Origin of the sequence: Kibdelosporangium persicum, assembly GCF_013280595.1 — a bacterium.
Lineage (GTDB): Bacteria > Actinomycetota > Actinomycetes > Mycobacteriales > Pseudonocardiaceae > Kibdelosporangium > Kibdelosporangium persicum.
In genome coordinates this window covers 1-16781 of the sequence record NZ_JAAATY010000009.1, presented here as the reverse complement: position 1 = coordinate 16781, position 16781 = coordinate 1, and the positions used below count along the sequence as shown (strand labels likewise).

General features: G+C 67.8%; 17 protein-coding genes. 15 read left to right on the top strand and 2 right to left on the bottom strand.

What is annotated here, in order from left to right; translation table 11 throughout:
- Window positions 1-31: 31 nt before the first annotated feature.
- From GC106_RS17750 to GC106_RS17710, 9 genes are all read left to right on the top strand, one after another.
- Window positions 32-745, top strand: a complete 714-nt coding sequence (locus GC106_RS17750) for an Abi-alpha family protein (protein ID WP_312872714.1) — start codon at window positions 32-34, stop codon at window positions 743-745.
- Between the two features lie 168 nt (window positions 746-913).
- The gene (locus tag GC106_RS17745; protein ID WP_173131581.1) at window positions 914-1624 is read left to right on the top strand and encodes a Crp/Fnr family transcriptional regulator; all 711 of its coding nucleotides are present in this window, start codon (window positions 914-916) and stop codon (window positions 1622-1624) included.
- Between the two features lie 153 nt (window positions 1625-1777).
- Window positions 1778-2512 (top strand): hypothetical protein, encoded by a 735-nt coding sequence (locus GC106_RS17740; protein WP_173131578.1) that lies wholly within the window; start codon window positions 1778-1780, stop codon window positions 2510-2512.
- A 63-nt stretch (window positions 2513-2575) separates the two neighbouring features.
- Window positions 2576-3604 (top strand): L-glyceraldehyde 3-phosphate reductase, encoded by a 1029-nt coding sequence (mgrA, locus tag GC106_RS17735; RefSeq protein WP_173131575.1) that lies wholly within the window; start codon window positions 2576-2578, stop codon window positions 3602-3604.
- A gap of 163 nt (window positions 3605-3767) precedes the next feature.
- Window positions 3768-4274 (top strand): diaminobutyrate acetyltransferase, encoded by a 507-nt coding sequence (gene ectA / locus GC106_RS17730; RefSeq protein ID WP_173131572.1) that lies wholly within the window; start codon window positions 3768-3770, stop codon window positions 4272-4274.
- Between the two features lie 30 nt (window positions 4275-4304).
- Window positions 4305-5555: a diaminobutyrate--2-oxoglutarate transaminase gene (gene ectB, locus GC106_RS17725; RefSeq protein WP_173131569.1), complete on the top strand. Its 1251-nt coding sequence runs from the start codon at window positions 4305-4307 to the stop codon at window positions 5553-5555.
- Window positions 5552-5947, top strand: coding sequence for an ectoine synthase (locus GC106_RS17720; RefSeq protein ID WP_173131566.1), 396 nt, complete (start codon window positions 5552-5554; stop codon window positions 5945-5947). Before ectB ends, GC106_RS17720 begins: the two co-directional genes overlap by 4 nt.
- The gene (gene thpD, locus GC106_RS17715; RefSeq protein WP_173131563.1) at window positions 5944-6855 is read left to right on the top strand and encodes an ectoine hydroxylase; all 912 of its coding nucleotides are present in this window, start codon (window positions 5944-5946) and stop codon (window positions 6853-6855) included. Before GC106_RS17720 ends, thpD begins: the two co-directional genes overlap by 4 nt.
- A gap of 273 nt (window positions 6856-7128) precedes the next feature.
- Window positions 7129-9765: an AfsR/SARP family transcriptional regulator gene (locus tag GC106_RS17710; RefSeq protein WP_173131560.1), complete on the top strand. Its 2637-nt coding sequence runs from the start codon at window positions 7129-7131 to the stop codon at window positions 9763-9765.
- Between the two features lie 101 nt (window positions 9766-9866).
- Here the strand turns inward: GC106_RS17710 and GC106_RS17705 are convergent, their stop codons facing one another.
- Window positions 9867-10646, bottom strand: coding sequence for an SGNH/GDSL hydrolase family protein (locus tag GC106_RS17705; RefSeq protein ID WP_173131558.1), 780 nt, complete (start codon window positions 10644-10646; stop codon window positions 9867-9869).
- A 347-nt stretch (window positions 10647-10993) separates the two neighbouring features.
- On the opposite strand from GC106_RS17705, the gene GC106_RS17700 reads away from it, so the two are divergent.
- The 5 genes from GC106_RS17700 to GC106_RS17680 are packed head-to-tail and all read left to right on the top strand — an operon-like array spanning window position 10994 to window position 14686.
- On the top strand, window positions 10994-11398 hold the full coding sequence (locus GC106_RS17700; protein WP_173131556.1) for a hypothetical protein: 405 nt from the start codon (window positions 10994-10996) through the stop codon (window positions 11396-11398).
- Window positions 11395-11955, top strand: coding sequence for a DUF3558 family protein (locus GC106_RS17695; protein ID WP_173131554.1), 561 nt, complete (start codon window positions 11395-11397; stop codon window positions 11953-11955). The genes GC106_RS17700 and GC106_RS17695 overlap by 4 nt, the downstream gene beginning before the upstream one ends.
- Before the next feature lie 11 nt (window positions 11956-11966).
- Window positions 11967-13223: a PPE domain-containing protein gene (locus tag GC106_RS17690; protein WP_173131552.1), complete on the top strand. Its 1257-nt coding sequence runs from the start codon at window positions 11967-11969 to the stop codon at window positions 13221-13223.
- Window positions 13220-13948: an ESX secretion-associated protein EspG gene (locus tag GC106_RS17685; protein WP_173131550.1), complete on the top strand. Its 729-nt coding sequence runs from the start codon at window positions 13220-13222 to the stop codon at window positions 13946-13948. Before GC106_RS17690 ends, GC106_RS17685 begins: the two co-directional genes overlap by 4 nt.
- Before the next feature lie 24 nt (window positions 13949-13972).
- Window positions 13973-14686 carry a DUF3159 domain-containing protein gene (locus GC106_RS17680; protein ID WP_173131548.1) on the top strand — a complete coding sequence of 238 codons (714 nt, stop codon included), beginning with the start codon at window positions 13973-13975 and terminating at the stop codon, window positions 14684-14686.
- On the opposite strand, the gene GC106_RS17675 is transcribed toward GC106_RS17680, so the two are convergent.
- Window positions 14587-15540: an N-acetylglucosamine kinase gene (locus GC106_RS17675; RefSeq protein ID WP_173131546.1), complete on the bottom strand. Its 954-nt coding sequence runs from the start codon at window positions 15538-15540 to the stop codon at window positions 14587-14589. The two genes, GC106_RS17680 and GC106_RS17675, sit on opposite strands and share 100 nt — an antisense overlap.
- A 163-nt stretch (window positions 15541-15703) precedes the next feature.
- On the opposite strand from GC106_RS17675, the gene nagA reads away from it, so the two are divergent.
- Window positions 15704-16781 (top strand): N-acetylglucosamine-6-phosphate deacetylase (gene nagA, locus GC106_RS17670; RefSeq protein ID WP_173131544.1); only part of this gene is annotated, 1078 nt, incomplete at its 3' end.

The following is a 16781-nucleotide window of genomic DNA, read 5'->3' as shown; positions in this document are numbered from 1 at the left end:
CCTGCGAGGACGCTGAACGGTGGGAGGCGTCGTGGCTGAGGAGCGGGATCCGGTCGACCGGGTGGTGGCGCGGGCGGGCAGGCTCGCGGGCTGGTTGGCGAGGACGGGCTGGCAAGCGGCGGGACGGTTGCCTGGCGGCGAAGCCGCCCAGCGTCAGGTCCGGAAGGCCGAGAAGGCCGTGCTCGACCAGGTCCGCAAGCGCCTCGACGGCGAAGATCCGGTCCTGGCCGAAACTGTTGTGAACGGCGAGGCCGACGAGGTTCGGTCGGCGATGGCGGGGCTGCTTCGGCTGTCCACCGAACTCGACCGGGAGCAGGGCCGCAGGCACGTCTTCCTGTCCATCGTGCGCCAGCTCGTGCCGGACGAGGCGAGGATCTTGGCGGCGCTCAGCGACGGCAGTGTGTACGTGCTGGTGCACGTGGCGGGCCGGTCGGCGTTGGGTGGGCCGCAGCGGATCGTGCTGAGGAACGCGTCGTCGGTAGGGCGGGCGGCCGGCGTGATGCTGCCCGATCTGGTTCCGGAGTACGTCACGAGGCTGGCGAGCCTTGGCGTCGTGCAAGTCGGCCCTGAGGATCCGACGCTGGGCGCGCAGTACGAAATCCTGCTCACCGAGGATCGGGTACGGGCCGCCGAGAACGAGGTGCGCACCGTCCACAAGCTCAGTCCGCGGTACGCCAGGCGCACGCTTCGGCTGTCGGCTTTGGGCATTCAGTTCTGGGACGCCGCCCGGCCGCGCGCTCTTTGATCCCATGCCGGTCACCGGCCGGGATTGTGATCATCGTCAGCTGCCCGGCCCGCCGGGGAACCTGGCCAAGTGCGCCGCCTTATCCGTGTGCCGCTATTGTTAACAGTCCGCGGAAACGCGTCGATGGTCCGGTGGTCGTATTCTCCGTCCGGCTCGACAATCGGCGAGGTGGGAAAGATCATTCCAAGAAGAGTGGCCGGTGGGTCTCTGGCGTACCCGCATGCCAGCCTGCTCGGGCGGCTGTCCGAACGGACCAGGGAGGATTTCCTCGCGGTCGGTGTTTCGGAAAGCAGGCCCGCGGGCATGACAATCATCAGCCAGGGCGAAACCGATTCTTCCGCGCTGCTGTTGCTGCACGGCTCGGTGAAAGTGCAGGCCACGGACCCCGCCGGGGAACGGACTCTGCTCGCGATCAGGGTCGGTGGTGATCTCATCGGCGAGATGGCGGCACTGGACGTCGGTCCGAGATCCGCGACAGTGATCGCGTGCACCGACATTTTCTTCAAGCGGATGACCAAGGCCGAGTTGCGCAACTTCCTGGCCAGGCACCCGGACGCGGCCATCGAGGTCGCCACCATGTTGAGCGAACGATTGCGCTGGGCCGACCGCCGGAGAATCGAACACGGCCGCCCGGCGAGCGTCCGGGTCGCGCGCGTTCTGGTCGATCTGTACGAGGCTTATGGCACGAGATCGGGCGGGCGCTGGGATCTGAGCGTCCCGCTGACCAGAGAGGAACTCGCGTCCATCGCCGGTGTCAAGCTGTCCACCGCGGAAAAGATCATTCGCACTTTCCAGCAGGAGGGCCTGGTCAGTGGCCGCTACCGGGGGATCGCGGTGCTCGATATGGCCGGCTTACGACTTCGCGCCGAAATAGCGTGACCGTTGTACTGTTGAAACCTCGAACCAAGCGTGCGCGCTTGTTCGGCGAAAAGCGAGCGAACCCGTACCAATGCCGCTTTCATACGGACGATCTACTGCATGATTACGCAGAGCACCATCATCCCTCGGCTCCACCACGAAGGGCCTAATTGCATGGCAGATAGGGGCTTCCGGCGGTCGCTCTATGTCGGAGTTGATATTCGCGGGTATGGCGCAGCGCCGGAGCAGCGCCAGCGGAAATGGCAGGAGATCCTGCTGCGTTCCCTTGATCGCGCCGCATCGGCGACGGGGCTGGACCGGGCGCGATGGTCCCGCCAGCAGCACGGCGACGCGGAACTGGCCGTACTGCCCCACGACGAACCCGATCCGCTGGTGGTCGACGGGTTCACCCGAAGGCTGGAAGCGGAACTCCGGCAGCACAACGAGGACATGGTGCCGTGGGCCCGCCTGCGGCTGCGCATGGCGGTGCACCACGGCGTGGTCGTCAACGGCCCCAACGGATATCCCTGCCGGGACGCGGTGGTGGTGCGCAGGCTGCTCGACTCGAAACCACTGCGCGGGGTGCTGCAACAGTGGCCGGAGGCCACCCTCGCGGTGATGCTGTCCGATCTGGTCTACCGCTCGGTCGTCGAGGCCGGGCACACGTCGTTGCGGACCGACCAGTTCCGCAGGCTCGCGGTGCGCGAGAAGGAGTTCAAGGGTTACGGGTGGCTGTGGCTGCCCGGGTGCTCGGACACGATCGACATGTACGCACGGCCGATCGTGCCGAGGTTCAACTCCGCCGATGTCCAGGCGCGACCGTACGTGGTCCGTGCCGAAGAGGTGTCCGATGTTGTCGTTCGAGGGCGGCACCGGGCCGCGGCGACGCGCGGGTTCATCGGCGGGTGAGGTCGGGGTGGCCTCGCCCCCAACGCCAGGCCACCTCGCCTCGCAGGACCTACTATCGCGCTCGTGGTGTACACAGCCGACGAACGGCGATACGACAAAGCGGAATTCCGGCGCAGCGGGCGCAGCGGGCTCAAACTGCCGCTGATCTCACTGGGCCTGTGGCAGAACTTCGGCGGTTCCCGGCCGTACGAGCACGGCAGGCGGATCGCCCGGCGCGCTTTCGACCTCGGTGTCACGCACTTCGACCTGGCCAACAACTACGGTCCGCCGTACGGCTCGGCTGAAGAGAACTTCGGCCGCATCCTGCGCGACGACCTGCGGCCGTACCGCGACGAGCTGGTGATCTCCACCAAGGCCGGCTACGACATGTGGCCCGGCCCGTACGGCGATCACGGATCGCGGAAGTACCTGCTCGCCTCGCTCGACCAGTCGCTCGGCCGGATGGGCCTGGACTACGTCGACATCTTCTACTCGCACCGGTTCGACCCGGACACGCCGCTGGAAGAGACGATGGGCGCCCTGGTCAGCGCCGTGCAGCAGGGCAAAGCGCTCTACGTCGGCATTTCGTCGTACTCACCTGCCAAGACGCGTGAAGCCGCCGCGCTGCTGAGGCAGGCGGGTGTGCCGTTGCTGATCCACCAGCCGTCGTACTCGATGCTCAACCGCTGGATCGAGCCGGAGCTGCTGGACGCCCTGGAGGAGGTCGGCGCGGGCTGCATCGCGTTCTCCCCGCTGGCCCAAGGGTTGCTGACGGACAAGTACCTCAACGGTGTGCCGGAGGGGTCGCGTGCCACGCAACAGGGCTCGCTGCGGCAGGACCACCTGTCCGAGGAGAACCTCGACCGGGTCCGTGGGCTGAACTCGATCGCCCAGCGGCGCGGGCAGAAGCTCTCGCAGCTGGCCCTGAGCTGGGTCCTGCGCGATCCGCGGGTCACGTCCGCGCTCATCGGCGTCAGCTCGGTCGAGCAGCTCGAGGAGAACCTCGCCGCTCTGGACGGACCGCCGCTGACCTCGGACGAGCTGGCCGAGATCGACAAGCACGCCGTAGAGTCCGGACTGGACCTGTGGCGGCCGTCACGTGTAGCCGGCTGACATCCGGGCAACGCGCGTGCGCGCGACGCTAGGCAAGTGCGCACGCGCCGATCAACAATCTGTACTGATCGACACAGCGTCTTTCGCGTTCTCCCAGCTACAGCCGTCCGGCCGCAACCCGATGGGCTGATCGGGCGAACCTGCTCTGTTACGTTCCACCAGCATGTCCGGAAAAACCTTCGGCCAGGCGGTAGTCGATGTTCCGTCCACATCGGACGGTGCGGGAATGTGGCGGCTGGCCCGGGATTCGCGCACGCTCGACCTGAACTCCTCTTACTCGTACCTGTTGTGGTGCAGAGATTTCGCCGGGACCTCCGCGGTGGTGCGCGTCGACGGTGAGGTCATCGGTTTTGTCAACGGCTACCTGCGCCCCAACCAGCCGGACACGCTGGTGATCTGGCAGATCGCGGTGTCCGGTGAGCACCGTGGCAGAGGCTTCGCGACCACGTTGCTGGACAACGTGATCCGCCGGACCGGTGCGAGACACCTCGAAGCCACCGTCACTTCGGACAACGACGCGTCCATCGCGATGTTCCGCGCGCTCGCCGCCCGCTGGGGCGCCGGGCTGACCGGAAAACAGCTGTTCAGCGCGGACCAGTTCCCCGACGAGCACGCGCCCGAGTTCCTCTTCAGGATCGGCCCGTTCGTGTCCGTCAGCGCGCCTTCCTAGCTCTTCCGCGAACCCCAAGCACGGAGAACCGTGAACATCTTCGAGACACTCGAATCCGAGGTCCGCAGCTACTGCCGTGGCTGGCCGACCACCTTCGACAAGGCCACCGGAAGTTTCCTCTACGACGAGTCCGGCAAGGAGTACCTGGACTTCTTCGCCGGCGCGGGATCACTCAACTACGGCCACAACAACCCGTTGCTGAAACGGGCCGTCATCGACTACATGCTCGCCGACGGCGTCACGCATTCGCTCGACATGAACACCGTGGCCAAGCGTGAGCTGCTCGAGTCCTTCGAGGACATCGTGCTCAAACCGCGCGCACTGGACTACAAGGTGATGTTCCCAGGGCCCGCCGGGGCGAACGCCGTCGAGGCCGCGCTCAAGCTGGCCCGCAAGGTGACCGGCCGCGAGTCGATCATCAACTTCACGAACGCCTTCCACGGCATGACGCTCGGCGCGTTGTCGGTGACCGGCAACTCGATGAAGCGCAGTGGCGCGGGCATCCCGCTCGTGCACGCCACGCCCATGCCGTACGACAACTACTTCGACGGCCAGACACCGGATTTCCTCTTCTTCGAACGGCTGCTGGCCGACAGCGGCAGTGGCCTGAATGAGCCCGCGGCGGTGATCGTCGAGACCGTGCAGGGCGAGGGCGGGATCAATGCGGCACGCGTCGAATGGCTGCGTGGCCTGGCGGAGCTGTGCCAGCGGCACGGCATCCTGCTGATCGTCGACGACGTCCAGATGGGCTGCGGCCGGACCGGCCCGTTCTTCAGCTTCGAGGTCGCCGGGATCCGGCCGGACATCGTCTGCCTGTCGAAATCGATTGGCGGATACGGGCTTCCGCTCGCCCTCACACTGCTCAAGCCGGAGCTGGACGTCTGGGAACCGGGTGAGCACAACGGGACGTTCCGCGGCGTCAACCCGGCCTTCGTCGCCGCCACCGAGGCGCTGAAGGTCTACTGGCGGGACGACAAGCTCGAGAAGAGCACCCTGGCCAAGGGCGAACAGGTCGGCCGCGAGCTGACCGGGCTCGTCGAGTCCTATCCGGACGTCCCGATGCGTGCCAAGGGCCGTGGCCTGGCGAGGGGCCTGCAGTTCGGCGACGCGCGACTGGCCGGCAAGGTCTGCGCCACCGCGTTCGAGCTCGGCCTGCTGATGGAGACGTCCGGTCCGGACGGCGAGGTCGTGAAGCTGATGCCGCCGCTGACCATCAGCGACGACGAGCTGGAGCGGGGACTTTCCGTGCTGGCACGGTCGGTGAAGGGAGCGCTGGCTTGATCGTTCGCAGTACACACGACGTCACCGGCACCGAGCGGGACGTGCAAACCCCGAACTGGCGCAGCAAAAGGCTGATCCTGGCCGGTGAACAGGTCGGCTTCTCGGTGCACGAGACAACGCTGTACGCGGGAACTGTCAACGACTTCTGGTACGCCAACCACGTCGAGGCCGTGTTCGTCGTCGAAGGCGAGGGCGAGCTGGAGGACAAGGAGACCGGCGAGGTCCACCTCCTCGGCCCGGGGTCGCTCTACCTGCTCGACGGGCACGAGCACCACCAGTTGCGGCCACGGACCCTGATGCGCACGGTCTGCGTGTTCAACCCGCCGGTCACCGGCCGTGAGGTCCATGACGAGAACGGCGTCTACCCCCTGATCGTGGAAGGAGCGACATGACACTGACCAGCACTCGATCCGTGGACCGCTACCCGACCCGCGTGATCGGTGAACCCGGCCTGATCGAACGCTCCGACCCCACTGTGTGGTCGAGCAGCCCAGGGCCGGTCGACGCCGCGACGCTGGCGTCGCACGACGCCAAGGGCTACTCGATCGACCAGGCCGTGCTCAGCAAGCACGAGGTCGAGGCGTACTGGCAGGAGCTGGTCCGGCTGACCGGTGACCCGGGGCTGCGCGCGGACGAGCGCGTGATCATCGAGAAGGAGTCACAGGAGATCCGGTCGATCTTCGAGGTGCACCGGATCAGCCCGCTGATCGCCGAACTGATCCGTGATCCGCGCATCCTCGACCGGGCCAGGCACCTGCTCGGCTCGGAGGTCTACGTGCACCAGAGCCGGGTGAACTTCATGCCCGGCTTCCAGGGCAAGGGCTTCTACTGGCACTCGGACTTCGAGACCTGGCACGCCGAGGACGGCATGCCCGCGCCACGCGCGGTCAGCATGTCGCTGGCGCTGACCGACAACTACCCCTTCAACGGCGGCCTGATGGTCATGCCCGGCTCGCACCGGACGTTCGTGCCGTGTGTCGGTGAGACGCCCGCCGACCACTACAAGGAATCGTTGAAGGAGCAGGAGATCGGCGTGCCGAGCCGGGAGAACATCACCCGGCTGGCCGCCCAGCACGGCATCGACCAGTTCACCGGCGAGGCCGGCTCGGCGTTGTGGTTCGACTCCAACATCATGCACGGCTCCGGCAACAACATCACACCGTTCCCGCGCTCGAACATTTTCGTGGTGTTCAACAGTGTGGAGAACTGTTTGCAGGATCCGTTCGCCGCTCCACGGCCGCGTCCGCCCTTCATCGCCAGCCGGGATTTCACCCCATTGGCCCGGGCACCCCGGGTGTGATCGGTCACATGCGCTCTGTTACCTTAGGAGCGTAGTGATCTCGCTCAGCCGGATAGCGGTCACCGGCACGTCGGTCTTCCACTCGGGGTGGGGCCGGCGAATCCCGTGACCAGGCCGTGTGAGTGTGGCCCCTTGCCAACCGGATCGGGACCGGCTGGCAAGGGGCCGACTTGTTCCTTGGGCCTGATGGCGGAACTGTCGGTAAACCTTTACTTCAACCCCCTGGTTCGCCTTACCGTGGTCACCGGCAGTAAGGGAACGGGGGAGGACGAAGTGAGTACGGGGGAGACTGGCGAGGACGACCATGCCGTCATCCGGTTCGGGGTGCTCGGCCCGGTGCAGGCGGTGGTCAACGGCGAACCGGTGGCGTTGGGCGGACCCGGCGTGCGTGGCCTGCTGGCCATGCTTCTGTTACGTCCCAACGAAGTCGTTCCGGTCGAGGACATCCTCGACGGGCTGTGGGGCGACGATCCGCCGCTGACCGCGCGGACGATCGTGCAGAACTACGTCTCGCGGCTGCGCAGGCAGCTGCGGCTGGTGGATCCCAGTGGTTCGGTCTGGATCGACACACAGTTACCGGGTTACCGGTTGATCGTCGACGAGGACCTGATCGACGTCACCCGCGCCACCTGGCTGCTGGACCGGGCCAGGCACGAACACCCGGTCCGGCGCGCGGAAATGCTGCATGAGGCGTTGGGGCTGTGGCGCGGGCCGGTGCTGGCCGACGTGTCGCCCCGGATCACCGCGCCGGAACTGGAGGATCTCCGGTTCGCCGTGCTGGAGGCTCGGATCGAGGCCGACCTGGAACTCGGCAGGCACGCCGAGCTGATCGGCGAGCTCACGACGTTCGCCGAGGCCTACCCGTTCCGGGAACAGGTGATCGCCCATCTACTACTGGCGTTGTACCGGACCGGCAGGCGCGCGGACGCGCTGGAGGCGTACCAACGGTTCGCGCGACGGGCGGCCGAGGACCTCGGGATCGATCCAGGGCCGGCCTTGCGGGAACTGCACGAGCGGGTGCTCAACGACGACTCCACCTTGTTGCTGCCCGCGCCCGCACCTCTCGTACCGCCGAAGGTCGGCGTGCTCACGCCTTCCCAGCTGCCGCCCGCGCCGGTCGGATTCCACGGCCGGGACGTGGAGCTGGTGTGGCTGGACGAGTTGCTCGCCGACGAGCACGGTGCCGCCACGCCGATCGGCGTGATCTCCGGGCCTGCCGGGATCGGCAAGACCGCGCTGGCGGTGTTATGGGGCCGGATGGTCGGCCACGAGTTCCCGGACGGCCAGCTTTTCGCCGGGCTGCGGGGGTTTCACCCCGAGCAGGCGCCGGTCGACCCCGGCGAGGTGCTCACCCAGTTCCTGCTGACGCTGGGCGTGCCGTCGAACGAGGTCCCCGCCGAACGGGATGACCGTGCGGCGCTTTACCGTTCGCTGCTGGCACACCGGCGCGTGCTCGTAATGCTTGACGACGCGCGGGATTCCGCACAGATCAGGCTGTTGTTGCCGGGTGGTTCCCGTGCGCTGGTGCTGATCACCAGCCGGGTCCGGCTGGAGGGCATGGTCGCTCGCAGCGGCGCGCGGTTACTTGATCTCAAACCGCTTTCGGTGCCCGACTCCGTCCGCGTCGTCGATTCGATCGTCGGTCACGGGCGCATCGATCGCACGCGCTTGGAACGGCTCGCTGTGTCATCCGGCGGTCTGCCCTTGGCGCTGCGGGTCATCGGCGCACGGTTGGCCGCACGCCGGGAATGGATCGCCGACGAGCTGATCGCCGAACTCGCCGACGACCGCACCAGGCTCGCGGCGTTGACGGCGGAGCATGCCGACATCAGCGTGCGGGCCGCGTTCGACCTGACGTTCCGCCGGCTCGCCGAGCCGGACGCCTTCCGTCTCCTGGGTGTGGTTCCCGGGCCGTCGGTCACTCCCGCCGCAATGGCCGCGCTACAGGGTGTCGGCTTCGTGACCGCCAGGAACGGCCTGCGGGCGCTCGCGGACGCGTTCCTGGTCGCCGAGACCAGTCAGGACGTGTTCGTCATGCACGACCTGGTTCGGTTGCACGCCAAGGAACTCGCGCCGGTGGGCGAGGAGCGGTCGGCCGCGTTGGACCGGCTCGTCTCGTACTACCTCGACGCGGCCGACGCGGCCCGGCGGATGCTCGGCCCGATGGCGTATCCGGTGGGCAAAACGGACAATCAGGATTCTCTGACCCCGGCTGGGGCGGTGGAGTGGTTCTCGCGTGAATGGCCGAACCTCGAGGCGCTGCTGGACGTCGCCGCACCGCGGGACGCGTGGCGGGTCGCTCGGATGGCGCACGACTATCGGGTCGTCCGGTCCGGGCGGTCGCCGTGGGACTCCATCGTCCACAAAGGATTGGCTGCTGCGGTCGCCGCTGGTGATCTCGAGGGCGAGGCGTGGATGCGGCACAGCTTGTGCGTTCTGCGCACACGTTTCGACCAGGCCGGGGAAGCCGTCTCCGATGCGTCCCGAGTGATCGGCATCGCGACCGAACTCGGCGACGCCCGGCTGCTCGCGGCAGGCCACGAAGCCCTCGCCGATGTCTACTTCGGACTGGGCAGGCACCGCGAAGCGCTTGCCGGATACGAGAAGGCCATCGAGAACTACCGGCAGGCGGCGGAAGGCGAGCTCACCGCGTTCACCCTCGCGCGGCTGGCCTTGCTGCACGCGGAAACAGGCGAGCACGAGACCGCGGAACGGCACGCCCGGATGGCTGTCTCGTTGTCCGAGGCCGCGTTCACCGAGGGGTTCTGCCGGGAAGCCCTCGGCCGCGTGCTGTCCGTGCAGGGCTCTCATTCCGCCGCGCGGCAACAATGGCGAAGATCCGCTGAACTGTACGCGCAGGTCAGCGCCGATCGCGCGGAACAAATGCGGGATTTGACGGACGGCGTTTAGCGCACGGTTAGTGACGGTGATCTGCGAACTGGCAGGCTACGCGGCGCCACCGGGGGCGGCCGGCACGCCGAGGGGGAGTGCCGGCCGGGCCACCATTCGGCTCAGTCGCCGACCGACACGTCGTCCAACGGACGCAGTTCCGGGCGCTTGGGCCGCACACCGTCACCCATGGACTCGCCGCGCAGTTGCCGCTTGACCCACGGCACGAGGTGCACGCGCGTCCAGTCCAGATCGGCCTTGCGCAGCTCGAACCAGGAGGTGATCCGCTCCCGCGGCGGCCACGGTTCGCGCCAGTCCTCGTCGGTGGGGATGCCGAGCACCTCCGCGGTGCGCAAGGCGATCCGCCGATGGCCCTCGGGCGAGAAGTGCAGCCGGTCGTCGCTCCACGCCCGCTCGTCGGCGAGCACGTGCATCGCCCACAGGTCCACGATCATCGCGTCATGCCGGTCCGCGATCGCGTGCAGGTGCTCGTTGTAGATGGCGACCTTCGCCCGGACCCGGCGCACCATCGGCATGGCCTTCGGGTCCGGGCCCGCGAAGATCAGCACCTCGCTGCCGGCCCGTTGAACGTCCACAATGGCCTGCTCAAGCCGGCCGGCCAGCTCGTCGACATCACTGCCCGGCACGATCAGGTCGTTTCCGCCCGCGCAGAGCGTGACCAGGTCCGGCTGCGCGGCGATGGCCAGCGGCACCTGTTCGTCGATGATCTCGTCCAGCATCTTGCCGCGAATCGCGAGGTTGGCGTACCGGAAACCCGGATTCCGGTACGCCATCAGTTCGGCCAGGCGGTCCGCCCAGCCCCGGAACCCGCCGAACCCGTCGGCGTCGCTCAACCCCTCGGTAAAACTGTCCCCGACCGCGACCCAGCTACCCCAGCCCACGCCATCCCTCCCGAAGGTCGTTGTCACCCCCAACTACCGGCCAGGATGCCTAATGGACCGCAACCTACGCCAGCGTCGGTTGCGAACGGTCCGGGTTCCGTCACGTCGCGTGATAGCTTCTGAAGTTACCGTGGCGGGTGTTCACCGAGCGCGAAGGCGTGATCACATATCGTCAGGGTCACTGTCCCATTACGACTGCGTGTGCATGCGGGAACCGATCACGCGGTTCCGTCATCACAGTTACGATGCGGGGTTGGAGAGGGATCGCCTAAACGGGGGACACGATGCCAGACGGTTCGCGGCCGACTGATCCGAACGACCCGCGCTACCAGCGCGGGTACCAGGAGATGTACGACTACAGCAGCAAGGACAACACGGGGGGCGGCTTCTTCGGCGGCGTCGTCGACACCGTGAAGGACATGATGGCCGCTGCTGAGGCCGGCGCGTTCGCAGTCTCCCCCGACGTCGGCCAAGCCGTCATCAAACAGCTCACGACCATCCAGGATCAGGTCGCGGTAATGCGGTCGAGTGCTGGCAACGTCGCCTTCGGGCAGCGCCTGGGCGGTGGCTACGCGAAGGACATCGCCACGTTCAACACACAGGTGACGGACGAGGGCCCGAGCAAGCTGCTGGGGACGTTCTCCGAGGAGTTGGAGCAGCTGAAGGCCGCGGTGAGCCGGAGCATCGCGAACTACAGCCAGACAGACAGTGGCAATCGCCATCGAGTCGAAGGTGCAGGAGGGGGACTGTGACCGTGCTGACGAGGCGCGTTCAATGCGTTGGCGCGTCCGCGGCTTTGGTGGTGTTCGCTGCGCTCGCCGGATGTACCCAGTCCGAGGGTGGTACACCGACTCCAGCCGCTGGCGGTACGTCGGCCAATGACACGCCACGCCCTGGACCCGGCACGACGACGTCACGGTCCACGTCGAGCGACACGCCGATCGACGCTTGCGACCTGCTGTCCGACGCGAACGCGAAAGACTTCGGACTCGCCACTCCGGGGACCGCGAAAACGGCGGGCGGCATGCCCGGTTGCCAGTGGATCGCCTCAGGGCAGTTCGTGTTGCTGATATCAATCGACAAAAAAGGCCTGACAGGTGTGAACGGTGAGAACGTTCCGCTGTCGAAGCACAAGGCGACCAAGGTGGCCGACGTTGGTGGCGTTGGCGGTTGCGGCATTGGCGTGGAGACCACGGATGGACGCTCAACGGCCATCATCGGGGTCACGCCCACCACTGGAAACGCACCTGAACAGGCGTGTGCTCGCGCTGTTGAGGTCGCGAAAGTCGTCGACTCGACGTTGCCGTAGGGGAGGGTGACATGGGTGGAGGACATGGGCACCGGGTTCCGTCGCCAGACGTCAATGTGCCCGGGCACAGTCATGAAGAACTGGCGAACTGGGTCAAGACGGGCGAGCCCGCGGACGCCGAAGGCCTGGCAGAGACCTGGAAGGGTTGGGGTGCCGGGCTGCAAGAGGCGGCCCAGGATCTGATGGTTGCCGTCATCGGCTCCGAGGACGGCTGGCGGGGGCAAGCCGCCAACGCCATGCGGGAGCAGCTCCGCAGGGTGGCGGAGTGGAGCAGGACAACGGGGGAGCGCTTCGACAAGGCCAGTACGGCATTCACCCGTCAAGGTGAAGCGGTCGGCAGTGCCAAGACGACGATGCCGGATCCCGTGCAGTTCAGTCCGGAACAGATGATCAAGGACGCGGCCAAGGGCGGCATCATTGATCTGATGATGTTGCCGCACGCGATGTACGAGCAGCATCAGAAGAAGCAAGAGGCGTACCAGATGGCCATTCAGGTCGTCACGCAGCGGGACGCCGAACTGGCGGCGGCCGCGGCCTCTGTTCCGCCGTTCGAGCCGCCGCCCAAGATCGGGGAAGGTGGCGGCAAGGAACAGCCTCCTGGGCCGGGCATGCCGGGCAGTCCTGGATTCCGGCCGGGTGGGCCGGGGCCGGGTGGGCGCAACTCCGTCGGCGGCAACGTCACCGGTGGTGGGGGCAGCCCCGGTGGCGGCGGGGCGTTTCCGGGTTTCCAGAGTGGCAGCGGGTTCGGCCCCAACGACCCGAACGGCGACGGCAGCGGCACCAACGACCAGAACACGCCGCCCAACGTGAACATCCCCGGCATGCCGATCGGCACCGGGACCTCGGGCTACAACCCGGGCAACAACATGCCCACCAACTTCGGTGGCGGCAACCCCAACCCGTTCACCGCGGGCCCGACGGCCGCGGGTGGCGGTGGCGGGTTCGGCAATGCCTTCGGTGGTGGTTTCGGGCCTGGTGGCGCGCCGCGGCCTGGTGGTGGTTTCGGGCCGTTGGGTTCCGGGACCGCGGCGGGGGCCGGTGCGGGTGCTGGGGCGGCGTCGCCGGGAGCCGGTGGCATGGGCGGTGCACGCCCGGGTGCCGCGGCTGGCCGGGGAGGTATGCCCGGCGGCGGTATGGGTGGCGCCGGGGGCCGTGGTCAAGGTGGCGAGGACGAAGAGCACCAGCGGCCGTCGTACCTCGTCGAGCCCGACCCTGACGCGACGTTCGGTACCGACCAGATGACCGCGCCTCCGGTGATCGGCGGATGATCCATGAACTTTCGCTCCCCGCGATCGACACCTTGTGGGAGGACCTGAGGCTCGGGTCGGTTCCGTTCCCGCTCGAGGTCCGGTCGCACGGGGAGACCCTGGACGAGCGCAGGCGGATCAAGGCCGCGGTCTACTCCGACCTGGAGAACCGCGGCCTGGCCCGGCGGCAACGCCCCGAGCCCGAGCTCGAGGACGCGCTGACCCTGCTGGCCCGGCCGACGATCTGCATCGACAACGTGGCCATGCTCGACATGCGGGACCAGAAGTCGCTCAAGGCCATGGTGGTCGCCACCGGCCGCCAGGCCATGCTGGTCGTGCAGCGCGACCTCAAGATCAGTTTCACGCCGGTCAGGGAGACCGCGCTCGCCGCGTCCATTGTGGACGTTCTGCCGCACGTCAAGGCCGGGCCGGGCCAGCCGATGACGCTTCCGGTCGACGCGCTGAGTGGCGGCAGTCACCGGCGCCCGGATCCGGAGCACCGGATGCACATGCAACGCCTCCAGGCGGTCATGCAGCGGCCGGTGATCCGGGCCGGCCAGTTCGGCATCACGGTCCGGGACCGGCAGGGACGGCCGAACCGGCTGCCCGGTCTCGCCTGGTTCGACACGGACGCGGGCCGCTACATGAACGTCGTTCGTGAGTCCTGGCTCACACTCACCCCGGCCGACAGTGGCCGGATCGTGCACCGACTCTCCGAAGACCTGCTCAGGGCGCTACAAAATTAGGCTTGCCTAAGGCAGGCTGGAGGGGTGACTAAGCGGGAGTCGCTCGGTGAGGTGCTCGGCGGACGCCGCGGCGCGCTCGACGCCAGCATTCCGCCGCTCGCCTTCGTGATCGCGTGGCTGGCGGCGGACCAGTCGATCTGGATCGGCGCTGTGGCGGCCTTGGGTGTCAGCGTGTTCGTCGGGGCGTACCGGTTGATCAAGGGCGGCAGGATCACCAACCTGGTGGTGAGCGTCGCGCTGGTCGCGGCGGCCGCGCTGATCGCCTTGTATACAGGCAGAGCACAGGACTTCTTCCTGCTCAGGCTGACGTTCAACGGCGCCAGCGCACTGCTCTGGGCGGTCAGCATCCTGATCCGCTGGCCGCTGCTCGGCGTGGTCGTCGGCGTCATGATCGGCCAGAAGACCCGCTGGCGCAAGGACCCTGACCTGCTGAAAGCCTATTCACGGGCGAGCTGGGCCTGGGTGCTGATGCAGTACGTGCTGCGCGTAGTCGTCTGGGGTCTGCTGTGGTGGGCAGGTGAAGTCGTCGCGCTGAGCGTGGTCACGTTCATCATGTCGTGGCCGCTCGTCACCGCGACGATCGCGGTGAGCGGAGTGGTGCTGTTCCGCTCACTTCCGAAAGATCACCCGGGTCTGCGTCACCCGCGGACGAGTTCGGACGGCCGAGGAGCCGACGGGCCCAACACGTCGGCGGCGGCCAGCCAGACGGCCCCGGTGGCGCCCTCGGTCGAGAAGTAGGTCGGCAGGTCCCCGAGCCGCTCGCGCAGCAGCACGCCGACGGGGCTGTCGGGCCCGACGACGCTGCCGATCAGCACGACCGGGCTGCGGTCGGCGGCGGAAGGACGGGTGTCGGCGACCATCGAAGCGAGCACGTCAACAGTCCGCGAAACGATGTCCGTGGCGACCGGGTCACCGGAGGCGTGCGCGGCGGACACGAAGGGCGCGAACCGTGCGAGCCTGATCGGCTGTTCGGCGTTGGCCGCGGTGATCAGTCGCTGCCACAAGGAGTGCTGATCGCCCTCGACACCACCGACGGCCTCGGTGAGCACCGCCTGGGCCAGAGGGCCGGCCGGTACGTGTGTCTCCAGCAGTTTCAGCACGGCACGGACGGCCTCGCGACCCATCCAGTACGCGGAACCTTCGTCACCGAGCAGCCAGCCGACGCCACCGACGACGCGGACCATGCGGTGGTTCTCGATGCGGGACGCGATCGAGCCGGTGCCGGCGACCAGGATCGTGCCTGACGGCTCCGACGTCATCGACGCGAACGCGGCTTCCTGGTCGGTGATCACGCGGATCTCGCAGCCGAGCCCGAGGCCGTTCCATGTGTCGTGGAACACCCGGGCCACTTCCGGGTCGGTGAGCTTGGACGATCCGGCCATGCCGACCACGCAGGCCTTGCAGTCGGCCGGGTCGAGGTCGCGGATGGCCAGCGAGATCGCCTCGGCGATGCGCGCGGCGGCCACGTCGTACGGATGGGAGTTGGGGTTCGCCCCGCCCGAGGCGCCCCGGCCGAGCCGGTATCCCGCCAGATCGACGGCCAGTGCCCTGCTGCCGGTGCCGCCTGCGTCCACGCCCACCACGTAGCTCACTGCTGCTCCATTCGGAGTAGTATCCACTCTGCCCGCTTCGTCTTACCCCCTCGGCGAAGCGGGTTTCTCACGTCGTGACTCGGAATCTTGTCAATTGTTAACTAGACTCGATGGACTGTTCGCCGATACGCTAGCACTGGTCTGGACCAATTGGAGGGGAAGTTTGAGTACTGTCCTCGCCGCGCAGAAGGCCCTGATCGGCCGCGGCTTCACTGGCCCGGTGTCCGTCCATGTCGAGGACGGCCGGATCGCCCACGTCACCGAAGGGGCGGACGGCGAGGCGGCGAACGGCCTGCTCACCCCCGGTCTGGTCGACATCCAGGTGAACGGCGCCTTCGGCGCCGACTTCGCCGAGATCGACGAGGAAGGGCTGCGCCGGATCGTGCGCAACCTGCCGCGGACGGGTGTCACCAGATTCCTGCCCACGCTGATCACCGCCGACCTCACCCGGTTGCTCGGACAGGCCAGGGTACTGCTCGACGCTGTGTCCACAGTGAACGGTGCCGGTGCGCGATCGCTTGGCGTGCACCTGGAAGGCCCATTCCTGTCGACCAAACGGCCGGGCGTGCACGACCCCTCGTTGATGGTCCCGCCGACACCCGAACGGATCGACGCGGTCCTCGAACTGCGCGACGCGCTGCGGATGGTCACGCTCGCGCCGGAACTGCCCGGTGGGTTCGAAGCGGTCAGAAGGCTTACCGAGGCGGGTGTTCTCGTCGCCGTCGGTCACACCGACGCGACCGGTGCCGAGACGACCAAGGCCGCTGACCACGGCGCGCACATGATCACGCACCTGTTCAACGCCCAGCGGGGGCTCGGCCACCGTGAACCCGGCGTGCCGGGGGTGGCCCTGGTCGACGAGCGCTACACGCTCGGTCTGATCGCGGATCTCGCCCACGTGGGCGCGGACGCGTGCCGTCTGGTCTTCAAGGCCGCGGGCGACCGGGTCGCGTTGGTGACGGATGCCGTCGCGGCGGCCGGAATGCCGCCTGGCGTGTACCGCCTCGGCGGCGCCGACGTGCTGCTGTCCGACGACGGCGTGCCGCGTTCGGCGGAAGGAACCATCGCCGGCAGCGCGTTGACGCTGGACCGTGCGATCCGCAACATCGTGTCGATCGGCGTCGACCCGGTCACGGCGTTCCGCGCCGCGACGGTCATTCCGGCCGACGCCATCGGCGAGCCGACGCTGGGCCGGATCGAACCCGGCGCGCTGGCGGATCTCGTGCTGTGGGACGACGAGT